This is a genomic window from Pseudorhodoferax aquiterrae (assembly GCF_014652235.1).
GTDB classification, from domain to species: domain Bacteria; phylum Pseudomonadota; class Gammaproteobacteria; order Burkholderiales; family Burkholderiaceae_C; genus Pseudorhodoferax; species Pseudorhodoferax aquiterrae.
Genome location: NZ_BMYK01000013.1, coordinates 19,660 through 34,021, shown reverse-complemented (window position 1 = coordinate 34,021; position 14,362 = coordinate 19,660). Strand labels below are relative to the sequence as shown.

General features: G+C 66.7%; 14 protein-coding genes. 3 read left to right on the top strand and 11 right to left on the bottom strand.

Annotated elements, in window-relative coordinates; translation table 11 throughout:
* Positions 1 to 66: 66 nt before the first annotated feature.
* The 4 genes from IE209_RS19185 to IE209_RS19170 form a co-directional block, all read right to left on the bottom strand.
* A complete protein-coding gene (locus IE209_RS19185; RefSeq protein WP_308433194.1) occupies positions 67 to 459 on the bottom strand; it encodes a hypothetical protein in 393 nt (130 codons plus the stop codon).
* Between the two features lie 123 nt (positions 460 to 582).
* Positions 583 to 1,080: a signal peptidase II gene (gene lspA, locus IE209_RS19180; RefSeq protein ID WP_106846724.1), complete on the bottom strand. Its 498-nt coding sequence runs from the start codon at positions 1,078 to 1,080 to the stop codon at positions 583 to 585.
* Complete coding sequence (locus IE209_RS19175; RefSeq protein ID WP_106846723.1) at positions 1,070 to 4,054, bottom strand: heavy metal translocating P-type ATPase; 2,985 nt, start codon at positions 4,052 to 4,054, stop codon at positions 1,070 to 1,072. The genes lspA and IE209_RS19175 overlap by 11 nt, the downstream gene beginning before the upstream one ends.
* Positions 4,055 to 4,105: 51 nt before the next feature.
* Positions 4,106 to 4,738, bottom strand: coding sequence for a cation efflux transmembrane domain-containing protein (locus tag IE209_RS19170; RefSeq protein WP_106846722.1), 633 nt, complete (start codon positions 4,736 to 4,738; stop codon positions 4,106 to 4,108).
* Between the two features lie 243 nt (positions 4,739 to 4,981).
* Between IE209_RS19170 and cadR the strand changes: the two genes are divergently transcribed.
* Positions 4,982 to 5,425, top strand: coding sequence for a Cd(II)/Pb(II)-responsive transcriptional regulator (gene cadR, locus IE209_RS19165; protein WP_106846721.1), 444 nt, complete (start codon positions 4,982 to 4,984; stop codon positions 5,423 to 5,425).
* 87 nt (positions 5,426 to 5,512) lie between these two features.
* Here cadR and IE209_RS19160 read toward each other — a convergent pair whose 3' ends face one another.
* The 7 genes from IE209_RS19160 to IE209_RS19130 form a co-directional block, all read right to left on the bottom strand.
* Entirely contained in the window at positions 5,513 to 6,685 is a 1,173-nt protein-coding gene (locus IE209_RS19160) for an MFS transporter (protein WP_106846720.1), read from the bottom strand.
* Between the two features lie 13 nt (positions 6,686 to 6,698).
* Positions 6,699 to 7,415 carry an arsenical resistance protein ArsH gene (arsH, locus tag IE209_RS19155; protein ID WP_106846719.1) on the bottom strand — a complete coding sequence of 239 codons (717 nt, stop codon included), beginning with the start codon at positions 7,413 to 7,415 and terminating at the stop codon, positions 6,699 to 6,701.
* Positions 7,402 to 7,833, bottom strand: coding sequence for an arsenate reductase (glutaredoxin) (gene arsC, locus IE209_RS19150; protein ID WP_106846718.1), 432 nt, complete (start codon positions 7,831 to 7,833; stop codon positions 7,402 to 7,404). Before arsC ends, arsH begins: the two co-directional genes overlap by 14 nt.
* Before the next feature lie 30 nt (positions 7,834 to 7,863).
* The gene (locus tag IE209_RS19145; RefSeq protein WP_106846717.1) at positions 7,864 to 9,150 is read right to left on the bottom strand and encodes an arsenic transporter; all 1,287 of its coding nucleotides are present in this window, start codon (positions 9,148 to 9,150) and stop codon (positions 7,864 to 7,866) included.
* A gap of 74 nt (positions 9,151 to 9,224) precedes the next feature.
* Positions 9,225 to 9,731, bottom strand: coding sequence for an arsenate reductase ArsC (locus IE209_RS19140; RefSeq protein ID WP_106847642.1), 507 nt, complete (start codon positions 9,729 to 9,731; stop codon positions 9,225 to 9,227).
* 29 nt (positions 9,732 to 9,760) lie between these two features.
* The gene (locus tag IE209_RS19135; RefSeq protein ID WP_106846716.1) at positions 9,761 to 10,231 is read right to left on the bottom strand and encodes an ArsI/CadI family heavy metal resistance metalloenzyme; all 471 of its coding nucleotides are present in this window, start codon (positions 10,229 to 10,231) and stop codon (positions 9,761 to 9,763) included.
* 10 nt (positions 10,232 to 10,241) lie between these two features.
* Positions 10,242 to 10,568, bottom strand: a complete 327-nt coding sequence (locus tag IE209_RS19130) for an ArsR/SmtB family transcription factor (protein ID WP_106846715.1) — start codon at positions 10,566 to 10,568, stop codon at positions 10,242 to 10,244.
* 423 nt (positions 10,569 to 10,991) lie between these two features.
* On the opposite strand from IE209_RS19130, the gene IE209_RS19125 reads away from it, so the two are divergent.
* Complete coding sequence (locus IE209_RS19125) at positions 10,992 to 12,218, top strand: D-alanyl-D-alanine carboxypeptidase family protein (protein WP_189688533.1); 1,227 nt, start codon at positions 10,992 to 10,994, stop codon at positions 12,216 to 12,218.
* Between the two features lie 43 nt (positions 12,219 to 12,261).
* Positions 12,262 to 14,316 (top strand): RecQ family ATP-dependent DNA helicase, encoded by a 2,055-nt coding sequence (locus IE209_RS19120; RefSeq protein WP_189688532.1) that lies wholly within the window; start codon positions 12,262 to 12,264, stop codon positions 14,314 to 14,316.
* Positions 14,317 to 14,362: the final 46 nt, after the last annotated feature.

Genomic DNA, 14,362 nt, shown 5'->3' with positions numbered 1-14,362 from the left:
GAACAAACGGGGTGTTTGCCGGCGAGCGGACGTGCCGCGCCGGCGCCTGTCAGTCGATCGGAGGCGTCAGACTCGAAGTCGGAGCGTGGAGAGAAAGAGGGGGTCTGGAGGCGGGCGGGCCTGCGTATCGGCCGCCAGAGGGGCGGCGAGGGCTTCAGTTGCTTGCAGCACTGGTGGCACCACCAGTACCTGCACGATCGCTGGTAGCGACGGCGCAGGGACTTTGACGGCCTCGAAAGACTGGGCTGCGCCAGCCGAATGCTGATGGCAAAGGACCGGCTGCACCTGGTCCATGCCGTTGCACGGCTCGCCAGCGGCCATCATGGCGGCCATCGCAGCAGTGTCGGCGTCTGCCGGGCAAACGTAGCTCGCCAGTGCCAGCTGCGAGAACAGCAGGGACAGCACCACGAAGAACGTGGTCAGCAAGCGATTGCGGCGGCGCGACATGGGGTAGTACAAGTGTAATCGGGGGGCTCATCTCAAGGAGGTCTCGTGGCCCAAGACAGTAAGGTGCCCCTTTACTCCGCGTAGAAGTGTCCCTTCGAAGCCGGAAACTGGGAGTGACAAGCTTCACCAAGCTCATCAAGCACGGTCGGCAATCGTCCTTTGTCTCGACGAGCGCCAGGCATCGAGCACGAGCACCGCCACTCCCGCACTGATGCCCACGTCGGCGGCATTGAAAGCCGGCCAGTGGTACCCGCCCCAGTGCATATCGATCCAATCCACCACTGCACCGCGCAGCACGCGGTCGATCGCGTTGCCCAGGGCTCCGCCGAGGATCAGGCCGAAAGCCGCGCGCTCCAGCGGCCGCGTCTGCGGCCGCAAGATCATCACGAGAAGGAACAACGAGGCGATGAGTGCGATGGCGAGGAAGAACCAGCGCTGCCACCCGCCGGCCTGGCTCAGGAAGCTGAATGCGGCACCTGGATTCAGCAGATGGACAATGTTGAGGATGGGCAGCCATGGGTGCTGCGCACCGTACGCGACCCACGCGACGATAGCCTGCTTGGTCAGAACGTCCGCAAGCATCACGAACGCGGCCAAGCCGAGCGCGCCCCACGAACTGCGATCAACGCGCATCCTGCGCCTCCGCCGGCTTGTCCCTCAACAGCCGCAACCCGTTGAACACCACCGCCAAGCTCGCACCCATGTCGGCGAGGATCGCCAGCCACAGGCTGGCATGGCCCGTGAAGGCCAGCACCATGAAGACTGCCTTCGTTCCGATCGCGAAAGCGATGTTCGCCTTCAACACGCCAGCGACCCGGCGCGACAGCGCAATGAACTCAGGGAGTTTGCGCAGGTCGTCCTGCATCAACGCCACGTCGGCGGTCTCGATGGCTGTGTCGGTACCGGCCGCCCCCATGGCAAAGCCGATGTCCGACTTCGCAAGCGCCGGCGCGTCATTGACGCCGTCACCGACCATGCCCACCGGCCCTTGCTCTGCGAGCTTTGTGATCGCCTCTAGCTTGTCTTGAGGCAGCAGCTCGCCGCGAGCGTCGGTGATGCCAACCTGTGCAGCAACAGCTTGCGCCGTCTTGCGGTTGTCGCCGGTAAGCATCACTGGCTCGACGCCGAGTCGCTTCAATTCGGCGATCGCCTGCTTGCTGCTCTCTCGCACGGTGTCAGCCACGGCGAGAACGGCCAGCGCCTGGTCGGCCGTGGCCAGCACGACCGCCGTCTTCGCCTGGGCTTCGAGCTGGTCGAGCAGCGCACTTGCACGGTCCGTCATCACACCCAGTTCGGTGGCCAAGCGCTGGTTGCCGATGTAGTAGGTGTGGCCATCGATGTCGCCCTTGACGCCGCGTCCAGCCAAGGCCTCAAAGCCTTGCACGGTTGCGAGCGGGTTGTCGCCGTAGCCATTGACGATGGCCGTGGCCACAGGGTGTTCAGACAAGGCATCGAGGCTCGCAGCGAGCCGCAATACATCCGATTGCGACAGTGAGGTGAGAGGAACCGTGTCGGTCAATGCGGGACGGCCATGGGTCAGTGTGCCGGTCTTGTCGAGTGCCACTGCACGCAGCAACCGGCCCTGTTCGAGGTACAGCCCACCTTTGACCAGGATGCCGCGGCGGGCGGCGGTCGCCAAGCCGCTGACGACGGTGACAGGGGTCGAGATCACCAGGGCACAGGGACAGGCGATGACCAGCATGACGAGCGCCTTGTAGGCCCAGTCGAACCATGCACCGCCAAAGAAGAGCGGCGGGATCACAGCAATGGCGAGGGCCAGCGCGAACACGGCCGGGGTGTAGACGCTGGCAAAGCGGTCGACAAAGCGCTGTGTGGGCGCACGCTGGCCTTGCGCTTCCTGCACCGAACGGGCAATTCGGTCGAGGGTGGTTTCGCCCTTGCGCGAGCGGACCTCGAACTCCAAGGTGCCACGGTCGTTGATCGTTCCGGCAAACACCGTATCGCCCGGGTTTTTTTCCACCGGCATGCTCTCGCCGGTGATAGGCGCCTGGTTAACTGCCGATGCACCCGAGACCACGACGCCATCCAGCGCGATCCGCTCGCCGGGTCGGACGCGAATCTGAGCGCCGAGCACGACTGTTTCGGCCTTGACTTCCTCCCAGCGCCCATCGGGCTGTTTGACCAACGCCGTCTCCGGCGCCAGGTCCATCAGTTTGCGGATGGCGTTGCGCGCCCGATCCAAACTCAGCGCCTCGATCATTTCCGCGATGCCGAACAGCCAAATCACGACCGCCGCCTCGGGCCACTGGCCGATGAGTGCGGCGCCGATGACGGCGATGGTCATCAGCAAGTTCATGTTCAACGACATCGTGCGCAGCGCGATCCAGCCCTTCTTGAGGGTCTCGATGCCGCCCAGCGCGATGGCGACCAACGAAGCGGCCACAACGGGTACCGATGATTCGCCCCAGCCTGAGAAAGCCATCACTTCCGCACCAATCGCAAGCGCTCCAGCAGCCGCCATGCGCAACCATTGGCTCTTAGAGATCCCGCTACCGAACTCTCGGGTCACTGCCGGGGCTGGCTGGCTGCTGTCCTGCAGAACCGGTGACATCCCCACCCGCTCGATGGCCGCAGTGACCGATGCCAAGTCCTGCAGCGAATGGCTCACGGTCAGTTTTCTGCTCATCAGGTCGAACTGCAGCCCGTCCACGCCTGGCATGCCCTCCAGCGCCTTGCGCAGCAGTGCCTCCTCGGTCGGACAGTCCATCTTCTCGATGAGGTAAGTGGCCAGTCCGTTCGGGCTCGGGCCTGCTTCACGCTCCACTGTGGCGTTCATGCCGATATCGCGCAGCGCGGCAAGCACCGGCGCAGGGCCTGCCAGGCGGTGCAGAACTGCCAGGCGCCGGTTCATCAGATCGAAGTCAAGCCTGTCGATCCCGGCCACGTTGCCCAGGCGCTTGCGAATCAGCGCTTCCTCGGTAGGGCAGTCCATGTTGGTGATCAAGAACTGCGTGGCATTGCCAGTGGCGGGCGGCGCAGGCGAAGCTGCGGGCTTGCCGCATGGGCTGCAACCGGCCGTCTCGCGTCTCGGCGATGCCTCTCGTGGCAGATCGCCGAGGTGGGCCTGCATCCCGATCGCCTGAAGCTGCTCCAGCAGCGCATCCGCGGAGGGCAGACTGTGGACGACAGCCAACCGGCGTGCTTTCAGGTCGAACTCGAGCGACATGACGTCGGGGAGCGGTTGCAGGCGGGTTCGAATCGCCGCTTCTTCGTTGCGGCAATCCATGTTCGGGATCGTGAACACGTCGGTCTTTGGTGCACTCTTGCTGCTGCAACCCGACAAACAGGTCGATGCGCAGCGATCTTCAGGTGCTCCAGCGGGTTCGGGTGCTACCGAGGCTTTCATGCCGATCTCGCCCAATGCCTGCAGCAGGTGTTGTGGCGTCTCCGATGTGTGCACCACGGTCAGACGGCGCTGTGGGAGATCGAATGACAGGGACCGGACCACTGAAAGCGCCGCCAACCGCGCGCGGATGGCAGCCTCTTCGTTGCGGCAGTCCATATTGGGGATGTCGAATACTGTGGTGTTGCCGTTGGAACTGCGCACGGCTTCGTCGGCGGCTTCGGAATTGAGGTCGATCTTCATTCATATGCCTTTGGATGTACCGCCATTGAACACCCTGTAGCAGGTGCAGAGTCAAGTGGCATCGGACGGAGACTTTTCGGCGGCCTCGGCCGCTTCGGAGAGGATCTCCCTGCCACCGTTGGCTGCGATCGCCGACACCACGAGGCCAAGAATCAAGTCCGGCAGGTTCGAGCCCCACCACATCACCAAGGCCCCGGACAGCACGATGCCGAGGTTCACGATCGAGTCGTTGCTGGTGAAGATGGCCGACGCCTTGAAGTTGACGTCCTCCCCACGGTGACGCTTCAGCAGGCGCAGGCAGACGATGTTCAACGCTGCATTGACGAAAGCCATAGCCATCATGGCTGGCCCTACGGGCGGTTCGCCGCCAAAAAACCGGCGCAGCACTTCAATCAGCAGCATCACGGCCAAGCCGATCAACAGCCAGCCTGACAGCCTCGCGGCGCGGACTTTGATCGCCGACGCGCGACCAACTGCATAAAGGCTCACGCCATACACCGACGCGTCGGCCAGGTTGTCCAGGGCGGCGCCGATCAGTGCGGTAGAAGAAGCCCACACGCCAACGCCAACCCCGGCCACGCATTGCCCCAGATTAATCAGCAGGACCAGCAACAAGATGCTGCGGTCCTGGGCTTGGCTAGCGTCGAGATGTTGTGCTTCGTCGTCGGCGCAGTTCTCTCCCATCGGCACTCCTTGTTTGATCGACCCGCTCAGCAGCGAGCCTTAACAGCCGAATTACAAACCCTGTACTGGGTAGAGAGTCAAGCGGTGGCCTCTTTGCTCGCTCATTGCATGGGGGAATTGAGCGCGTTGCGTGCGCGAAGGCTTCCAGCGCGCCTGTCTGAGCCCAAATAGACGTTGGCTCTGCTCCATATCACGACTCTGAAGCCGGTTTAGAGTCAAGGCTTTCCCTTTCTTGGAGGCCCCATGAAGATCGGCGAGTTGGCCAAGTCCACAGGGACAAGCATTGAGAGCATCCGTTTCTACGAGCGGGAAGCGCTGTTGCCAGCGCCGCAGCGGTCTGAAAACAACTACCGGGTCTATGCAGAAGAGCACGTTGAACGGCTCACCTTCATCCGGCATTGCCGATCGCTCGATATGGCCCTGGGCGAGATTCGTTCCCTACTGCGCTTCAAAGAAACGCCACAGGAAAACTGTGAGGGGGTCAACGAACTCTTAGATGAGCACATTGGGCACGTCGCCGAACGCATCCGGGAACTGAGACAGCTTGAGAAGCAACTCAAGGTGCTCCGCGCACAGTGCGCCGAATCGAGCGCTGCAGGTTGCTGCGGAATCTTGAACGAACTTTCGACCGAGATGCCTGTGTTCCCCAAGCATGCCGTGCGCAAACATGTCCACGGTACGCATTGACTGCCCGTCAAGGCACCAGGCGGTCGTCTGAGTTGCCCTGAGCATGCACAGGTGGACCGGCCGTCTCTGTCGTCGGCCGGGAGTTGTTCAGCGTCGCAGATCTATCGCCAGCCGCGTCAGCGCAAGGCACGCGACCAAGCCCAGGACCGCCGAGATCCACAGCGCGCCCACGCCCAGCCGCTCCACCGCCAAGCCGAACAGGAACGGTGCGCCGGCCTGCACGATGCGGGCCGGCACCATTAGGAAGCCTTGCCGCTGGCCGTAGCCCTTCGCGCCGAAGAACAGCAGCGGCAGCGTCCCGATGGCGATGGTCAGGATGCCATTGCCCAGGCCGTGCAGCAAGGCGAAGGCCATCGCGGCCGAGCTGCCGAACAGGCCGATGCACAGGGCGCCTAGGGGATGGCCCAGCGTGGCCAGGCGCGCCGACAGCAGCGGGTGCGCACGGCTCAGAAACGCGAACTCGATTAGCCGGCCCGCGACCTGGGCCGGCCCTACCAGCGCCGCGATGCCCACGGCCGCCGCCAGGCTGGCCCCCACGCCCAGCAACAACTTGGGCAGGTGCGCGGCCATGGCCGTGCTGGTGAACCAGGCCACGGCGAAGACGAAGGCCAGCAGGACGGCGGCGCCGCGCTGCTTGTCCGGCGACAGGGCCGCCTGCTGCTCGGGCTTGCCGATGGCATCGCTCGGTGCGTGCGCGGCGCGCTCGGCCGCCGGCAACATGGCATTGAGCGGCAGGCCAATGACCAGGTGCAGACCGGCCCACACGAGGCAGGCCCCACGCCACCCCATGGTGCTCTCCAGCCAGGCCGTCAGCGGCCAGCCAACCGTGCTGGCAAAGCCGGCGAACAGCGTGATGCCGGTGATGGTGCGCCGCGCCTGCTGGCCGTGCAGCCGCACTGCCGTGGCAAACGCGGCTTCGTAGAGGCCGCTGCCCATCGCGAGACCCATGACGGCCCAGGCCGCGAGGACGTGCAGCGGCTGCTGTGCCTGGCTGAGTGCGGCCAGGCCGGCCGCGAACACCACATTGCTGGCGATCAGCACCGGCCGGCCGCCTCGCCGGTCGATCAGGCGGCCGGCGAACGGCCCGATGGCCGCAGACATCAGCAAGGCCACCGAGAAGGCCCCGAACACGGCCGAGCTGGAGGTACCCACGTCCCGGGCGATGGCGTCGGCCAGGATGGCCGGCAGGTAGTACGACGAGGCCCACGCCAGCGTCTGTGCCACGCCCAGCAGCACGGTGGTCGTGGTTCGGCCTTGCACCTGATGCTGGCGGTCAGATGCTGCGCAGGTTGACGCGTTTGGACAGCGCCTCGGCGCTCTCGCGCCGCTCGCTGTAGCGGTCCACCAGGTAGCCGGAGCAATCGCGCGTCAGCAGCGTGAACTTCACCAGTTCCTCCATCACGTCCACCACGCGCTCGTAGTAAGGCGAGGGCTTCATGCGGCCGTCTTCCTCAAACTCGGCGAAGGCCTTGGCCACCGACGACTGGTTGGGGATGGTCAGCATGCGCATCCAGCGGCCCAGCACGCGCAGTTGGTTCACTGCGTTGAAGGATTGCGAGCCGCCCGACACCTCCATGACGGCCAGCGTCTTGCCCTGTGTGGGCCGCACCGATCCGACCGCCAGCGGAATCCAGTCGATCTGCGACTTCATGATGCCGGTCATGGCCCCGTGCCGCTCGGGCGAGCACCAGACCATGCCCTCCGACCACTGCGCCAGCTCGCGCAGCTCCTGCACCTTGGGGTGGTCTTCGGGCGCGCCATCGGGCTGGGGCAGGCCGCGCGGATCGAAGATGCGCGGCTCGGCGCCCATGGCCTGCAGCAGCCGAGCCGCTTCCTCGGTCACGAGCCGGCTGTAAGAGCGCTCACGCACTGAACCGTAGAGCAGCAGGATGCGCGGCGGATGGGTCGCGCGCTCGGCCGGCAGCAGCCGCGCCACGTCGGGCCGGCGGAAGCTGGAGCCATCGATGTTCGGCAGCTCAGGGCTTGGCAATGCGCGCTCCCTTCTCGTCGATGACGGCCTCGCCGTCTTCCTTCGTGAAGGCGCCTTGCTGCGGTTGCGGCAGCAGATCCAGCACGGCTTCGGAAGGCCGGCACAGCCGCGTGCCCAGCAGCGTGACGACGATGGGCCGGTTGATCAGGATAGGTTCCTGCAGCATGAACTCGATCAACTGCGCATCGGTCCATGAAGCGCTGTCCAGGCCCAGCGCGTCGTAGGGCGTGCCCTTCCTGCGCAGCAGCTCGCGCGGCGTGATGCCCATGGCGGCGATGAGCCGTTCCAGCGTGGCCCGGTCGGGCGGCGTCTTCAGGTACTCGATGACCTGTGGTTCCTCGCCGCTGTTGCAGATCATCGCCAGCGTGTTGCGCGACGTGCCGCAGGCGGGGTTGTGGTAGATCGTGATGTTGGGCATGGTCGGTTCCTTGTTGGGCGGTGGACGCGCTCAGGCCAGGCACAAGCGCAGCGCCAAAGCCGCCAGCGTCACCAGCAGCACGGGCAGCGTGAGCACGATGCCCACGCGGAAGTAGTAGCCCCAGGCGATGGTGGTCCCCTTCTTCTGGAGCACGTGCAGCCAGAGTAGCGTGGCCAGACTGCCAATGGGTGTGATCTTGGGACCGAGGTCGCAGCCGATGACGTTGGCGTAAATCATGGCTTCCTTCACCACACCACTTGCCTGCGATGCGTCGATGGACAGTGCGCCGATGAGCACCGTGGGCATGTTGTTCATGACCGAGGACAGCAAGGCCGTGAGCACGCCTGTGCCGATGGCTGCACCCCAGATGCCGCCCTGCGCGAACACATCGAGCAGCCCGGCAATGCGGTCGGTCAGCCCGGCATTGCGCAGGCCGTAGACCACCAGGTACATACCCAGCGAGAACACCACGATCTGCCAGGGCGCCCCGTGCAGCACCTTGCGCGTGCTGATGACGTGGCCGCGGGCCGCGACGGCCAGCAGCACCACGGCGGCCACGGCCGCGACCGCGCTGACCGGCACGCCCAGCGGCTCCAGGCCGAAGAAGCCGACCACCAGCAGGACCAGCACTACCCAGCCGGCCCGGAAGGTGGCCGGATCGCGGATGGCCTGGGCCGGCGCCTTGAGCTGCGCCAGATCGTAGCGCGCCGGCACGCTCCTGCCGAAGTACAGCAGCAGGACCAGCAGGCTGGCCAGCACGGCGGCGATGTTGACCGGCATCATCACGGCCGCGTACTGGTTGAAGCCGATGCCGAAGAAGTCGGCCGAGACGATGTTGACCAGGTTGGACACGACCAGCGGCAGGCTGGCCGTGTCGGCGATGAAGCCGGCTGCCATCACGAAGGCCAGCGTCGCGGCCGGCGAAAAGCCCAGCGCGACCAGCATGGCCATGACGATGGGTGTCAGGATCAGTGCGGCGCCGTCGTTGGCGAACAGCGCGGCCACCGCCGCGCCCAGCAGCACGATGAAGGCGAACAACCGGCGGCCGTTCCCGCCGCCCCAGCGCGCCACGTGCAGCGCGGCCCACTCGAAGAAGCCGGCTTCGTCCAGCAGCAGGCTGATGATGATGACGGCCACGAATGTGGCGGTCGCGTTCCAGACGATGCCCCACACCACGGCGATGTCGGCCAGGTGCACCACGCCGAACACCAGCGCCAGCACAGCGCCGAACGATGCGCTCCAGCCAATGCCCAGACCCCGGGGTTGCCAGATGACCAGCACGAGCGTGAACAGAAAAATCAGGATGGCCGCGAGCATGGCGGAGGCCTTCTATGAGGGAGAACGGGGATGCGGCCCGGCTGGGCCGCGAGAGAGGTCAGACGCGCGAGGGATCAGCGCTTGGCCAGATCGCGTGCGGACTGCTGGATCGTCAGCTTGTCGATGGCTGCGGCGGGCAGGTTGATGAACAGCTCGACGCGCTGCCGGATGGCGTGCAGCGTCTTGCGGAACGCGGCCTGCTTCTCTTCAAGACTGCTATCCACTTCCGACGGGTCCGGGTAGCCCCAATGCGCCGTGGCGGGGTGGCCTGGCCAGACGGGGCACATCTCGCCGGCCGCGTTGTCGCACACGGTGATGATGAGGTCCATGTTCGGTGCGTCGGGCTTGGCGAACTCGTCCCAGTTCTTGCTGCGCAGCCCTTCGGTGGAAATGCCCACGCGCTGCAGCGCTTCCAGCGCGAGCGGGTTGGGCTGCTGGTTCTCGCGCGGGCTGCTGCCAGCGGAGAAGCCGCGGAATCGGTCGCCCGCCATGCCGTTCAGCAAGGCTTCGGCCAGGATGCTGCGGGCCGAGTTATGGGTGCAGAGGAACAGGACGTTCAGCGGCTTGGATGTCGAGGTCATGGGGTAGTCGTGATGAAAGAGAAAAGGGATCAGCAGCAGGCCTTGGCAGGCCCGCAGCACGATGCGGATGCCGGTACGGCCACAGGGGCGCAGCACGCCGCCGCAGCGGCCTTTGCCGGGCCTGGCTTGCCGAACACGGGCACGTTGCCCAGCGTCTGGAAGTGCTCCCAGGCCACGCCCTGCGGGTCCGTGATCCAGTGCTTGTCACTGCGGGCGTAGCAGCAGGTCGTCTGGCCTTCATCGAGCAGCGCCAGGTTGGCCGCCTCGGCCCGGTCTTTGAGGTTCACCAGCTCGGTGGCCTCGTCCGCCTGAAAGCCTAGGTGGTCCACGCCCGGCGTAGCGCCGCGCGTGGAGATGGCGAAGTTCAGGCGCGGGTCTTCCAGCATCCACTTCGCATAGTCGCCCTCGATGCGCGCGGGCTCGGCGGCGAACAGCTTGGAATAGAAGGCGATGCTCTGGCCCAGATCGGTGACGTGCAGGTGAACGTGGAAGCGCTTCATCGTGGTCCTTTCAGCAACGGCAATCCGCCGCCGCGTCGGTGGTCGAGCACGCTGCGCCCTCGCAGCAGTTCTCGGTGAGGTAGCCCAGCAGCTCGTTCATCGTGGTGAACGAAGCCCGATAGATGAGGTTGCGGCCCTGCCGCTCCTGCGTCACCAGGCCGGCATGCGTCAGTTCCTTGAGGTGGAACGACAGCGTGTTGCCGGCCACGTCCAGTTGCTCGGCCAGCGCTCCGGGGGTCAGGCCCTCGGGGCCGGCGACGACCAGGGCGCGGAACAGGCGCAGGCGCAATGCTTGCGCTAGCGCAGCGAGGGATCGGACGGCGTTGGCTTCTTCCATAGATCAATAATACAACAACTGTAGAAATAAAGTCTAAGTTGCAGCTATCAGCCGTCAAGTAGGTAGCGGTGAGGATGCTCGCGGGGCTTGGTCCAAAACCGTGATGTGTTGATCGTGTGACCGCACGAGTCCGTGTGTCACCGAGTTCTGGGCAGAAGCTCCAGGGCCCTGAAAGACATGAATATGGCCAAAGGCTGTATGCTGGAGAGGGCTCAGAAGTACCCGTAGCGTGCCGTTGCTCAGCGCTTCATTGCGAAGGACTGACTGACGGTAAAAGCGACGGTATAGAGCTCATCCGACTCCGCCAGATCCCTTTAACCATGCGGGTTAGCGAGGCCTATTGATGATGGAGTGGGAGTGAACTCCCGCCTGCCGGCCGAGTCTGCCCCCGAACCAACCTCTGTTTTTCTGTCCCTGCGCACCGTGCAAGCCAACCGTTCCCTGATCCTTTCCGCCGTCCTCGCCATCGCCGCAGGCGGCTTCGTGCCATCCACCGCATCCTTCGCCGCGCCGCAGCATGCTTCCAAGGCGGCCCAGAAGAAGGCGGCCACGCCGCCTTCCGTCACCCCTTCTGCCGAGCCCGGCGGGCCGCCGGTGCTGGCCGCCAAGGCCTGGCTGGTGATGGACTACGACTCCGGCCAGGTGCTGGCTTCCGAGAACGCGGACGAGCCGCTGCCGCCCGCTTCCCTGACCAAGATGATGACCAGCTTCCTGGTCGAGCAGTCCATCCGCACCGGCAAGCTCAAGCAGGACGACCTCGTCTCGGTCAGCGAGAACGCCTGGTGTCGGGGCTCGGGCACCGAGTCCTGCATGTACCTGCCGCTCAACAGCCAGGCCAAGGTGATCGATATCCTGCGCGGCATCATCGTGCAGTCGGGCAACGATGCGTCCAAGGCGATCGCCGAGCACATCGCCGGCACTGAGGACAACTTCGCCACGCTCATGAACGCCGAGGCCAAGCGCCTGGGCATGACGCAGACCCACTTCGTCAACGCCACGGGCCTGCCGGACCCGGCGCACAAGGCCTCCGCGCGCGACCTCGCGGTCCTGGCGCGCGCCATCATCCGCGACAGCGCCGACTTCTACCCGATCTACGCCGAGCGCGAGTTCACCTTCAACAAGATCAAGCAGGGCAACCGCAACGCCTTGCTCTACACCGACCCCACGGTCGATGGTCTGAAGACCGGCCACACGCAGGAGGCGGGCTATTGCCTCGTCACCTCGTCCAAGCGCAACGGCATGCGCCTGATCACCGTGATCCTGAACGCCAACAGCATGCAGGCGCGCGCCGACCAGACGCGCGCACTGCTGAGCTGGGGTTTCAGCCGCTTCGAGAAGGCCACGCCGATCCAGCCGGACGCGCAGGTGGCGCTGGCCAAGGTCAGCTTCGGCAAGGCCGACACGGTGCCCGCCGTGCTGGGCGCGCCCTGGACGATCACGGTGCCCAAGGGCCAGAAGCTGGAGACGGCGGCCCAGCTCAACGCCGACCTGGAGGCCCCCGTGGCCAAGGGCGCGGTGATCGGCAAGGTGGTAGCGACGTCCGGCGGCAAGCCGGTGGCCGAGGCGCCGCTGGTTGCGCAGGCCGACGTGGAGCGCGCAGGCTTCCTGCTGCGGGCCTGGCAGCATCTGCTGCGCCTGTTCGGCAAGTGAGCCACCCGCTTGGCCTGACGGGTCTCTTGCAGCACGGCGCACCATGCCGGCCCTTGCCGACACCCATCTGCGCCAGGTTCTCGCCGCCATGGCGGGCCCGGCGGCCCGCCCGCGGGAAGACCAGCTGGCCGCCGTCGCCGCGCTGGTCGAGCAGCGTGCCCGTGTGCTCGTCGTGCAGGCCACGGGCTGGGGCAAATCCGCCGTGTACTGGGCCGCGACCTCGGCCCTGCGTGCCAGCGGCGGCGGCCCCACGCTGATTGTCTCGCCGCTGCTTGCGCTGATGCGCGACCAGGTCGAGGCCGCGGCCCGTGCGGGCTTGCGCGCAGCCACCATCAATTCGACCAACCTGGACGACTGGGACACCGTTTTCGAAGACATCGCCGGCGACCGCCTGGACGTGTTGCTGGTCTCGCCCGAGCGGCTGGGCAACCCCGGCTTTGCGCGGCGCCTGCCGCAGCTGCTGGCCAGCGCCGGCCTGGTCGTCATCGACGAGGCGCATTGCATCTCCGACTGGGGCTTCGACTTCCGGCCCGACTACCAGCGGCTGTCCAGGACGCTGCTGGGCATCGCGGCCGGCACGCCCGTGCTGGCCACGACCGCCACGGCCAACCAGCGCGTGACCGCGGACATCGCGCGCCAGCTGGGGCCGGACACACTGACCTTCCGCGGCTCGCTCGCGCGCTCCTCGCTGCGGCTGGCCGTCGTGCCCGGCCTGGCCGCGCTGGAGCGCCTGGCCTGGGTGGCCGACGCGCTGGACCGCTTCACCGGCTCCGGCATCGTCTACGCCCTCACGGTGGCCGAGACCGAGCGCATTGCCGGCTTCCTGCACTCCTGCGGCTTCGAGGTCGCGGCCTACCACGGCGGTCTGGACACGGCCGCGCGCCAGCAGATCGAGGATGCGCTGCGCCGCAACGCGCTCAAGGCCGTGGTCGCCACCTCCGCGCTGGGCATGGGCTACGACAAGCCCGACCTGGCCTTCTGCATCCATGTCGGCTCGCCGGCCTCGCCGGTGGCCTACTACCAGCAGGTCGGCCGCGCCGGCCGGGCGCTGGACGACGCCGTGGCCGTGCTGCTGCCGGCCGAGACCGACGAGCGCATCTGGGCCTATTTCGCGACGGCCGGCGTGCCCGACGAGAAACGCGTGGGCCAGATCCTGGCTGCGCTCGCCGACGGCGCACAGGGCCTGGTGGCGCTGGAGAACGCCACCGGCATCCGGCGCGGCCGGCTCGAAGGCCTGCTCAAGATCCTGGCGGTCGAGGAGGTGGTCCAGCGCGAAGGATCGGCCTGGGCCCTGACCGGCCAGCCCTGGACCTTCGACGCCGAACGCTGGCAGGCCCTGGGTGCGGTGCGCGCACGCGAGGCCGGTCTGATGCGTGCCTTCGCGGCCGGCCAGGGCTGCCTTATGCGCTTTCTGCAGGAGGCGCTGGACGATCCGGCCCCGCGCGACTGCGGCCGTTGCAGCGTCTGCACCGGCCGCCTGCCCGAACCCGGCGTGCAGCCGGACGCAGCGCGTGTGGAGGCGGCACGCATCTACGCGCGCGGGCAGGACGTGGTCGTCGAGCCGCGCAAGCTCTGGCCCCCGGGCGGCGCGCGCAAGGGCCGCATCACCGCGTGCAGCGAAGGCCGCGCGCTGGCCTTCGCCGACGATCCTGGTTGGGCCGATGCCTTGCTGCCGTTGCTGGCCGGAGCCGACGCGCCGGCCACGCAGCCGGTGCTCGATGGCGTGGTGGCCGTGCTCGGCCGCTGGCGGGCCCGCTGGGGCGCGCGGCCGGTGGCCGTGGTGCCCATGCCCTCGACCACGCACCCGCTGCTGCTGGATTCGGTGGCGGCCCACGTGGCCCGGGTGGGGCGGCTGCCGCTGGTCGATGCGCTGCGGTGGAACGGCCCCGCACCGGATCCAGAACTCGCTTCCGCCGCCAAGGTCGCGGCGCTGCACCGGGCGCTGGCGCTGCGTCCCGGCGTGGCGGTGCCGGCTGGCCCGTTGTTGTTGCTCGACGTGCGCTACCGCAGCGGCTGGGCCATGACGGTGGCCGCCGCGCTGTTGCGCGATGCCGGCGCGACCAGCGTCTTGCCGCTGGTGCTGCACCAGGCGCCCTGAGTGTTGACGGAGGACCGGCGCTGTTGATTGCGCGGTCCTTCCGTGG

What these genes read in the sequence shown, in the direction of transcription:
- lspA (WP_106846724.1), bottom strand. Translation starts at nt 1,080, where the DNA reads ATGCGCGTTGATCGCAGTTCGTGGGGCGCGCTCGGCTTGGCCGCGTTC.
- IE209_RS19175 (WP_106846723.1), bottom strand. Translation starts at nt 4,054, where the DNA reads ATGAAGATCGACCTCAATTCCGAAGCCGCCGACGAAGCCGTGCGCAGT.
- IE209_RS19170 (WP_106846722.1), bottom strand. Translation starts at nt 4,738, where the DNA reads ATGGGAGAGAACTGCGCCGACGACGAAGCACAACATCTCGACGCTAGC.
- cadR (WP_106846721.1), top strand. Translation starts at nt 4,982, where the DNA reads ATGAAGATCGGCGAGTTGGCCAAGTCCACAGGGACAAGCATTGAGAGC.
- arsC (WP_106846718.1), bottom strand. Translation starts at nt 7,833, where the DNA reads ATGCCCAACATCACGATCTACCACAACCCCGCCTGCGGCACGTCGCGC.
- IE209_RS19145 (WP_106846717.1), bottom strand. Translation starts at nt 9,150, where the DNA reads ATGCTCGCGGCCATCCTGATTTTTCTGTTCACGCTCGTGCTGGTCATC.
- IE209_RS19140 (WP_106847642.1), bottom strand. Translation starts at nt 9,731, where the DNA reads ATGACCTCGACATCCAAGCCGCTGAACGTCCTGTTCCTCTGCACCCAT.
- IE209_RS19135 (WP_106846716.1), bottom strand. Translation starts at nt 10,231, where the DNA reads ATGAAGCGCTTCCACGTTCACCTGCACGTCACCGATCTGGGCCAGAGC.
- IE209_RS19130 (WP_106846715.1), bottom strand. Translation starts at nt 10,568, where the DNA reads ATGGAAGAAGCCAACGCCGTCCGATCCCTCGCTGCGCTAGCGCAAGCA.
- IE209_RS19120 (WP_189688532.1), top strand. Translation starts at nt 12,262, where the DNA reads ATGCCGGCCCTTGCCGACACCCATCTGCGCCAGGTTCTCGCCGCCATG.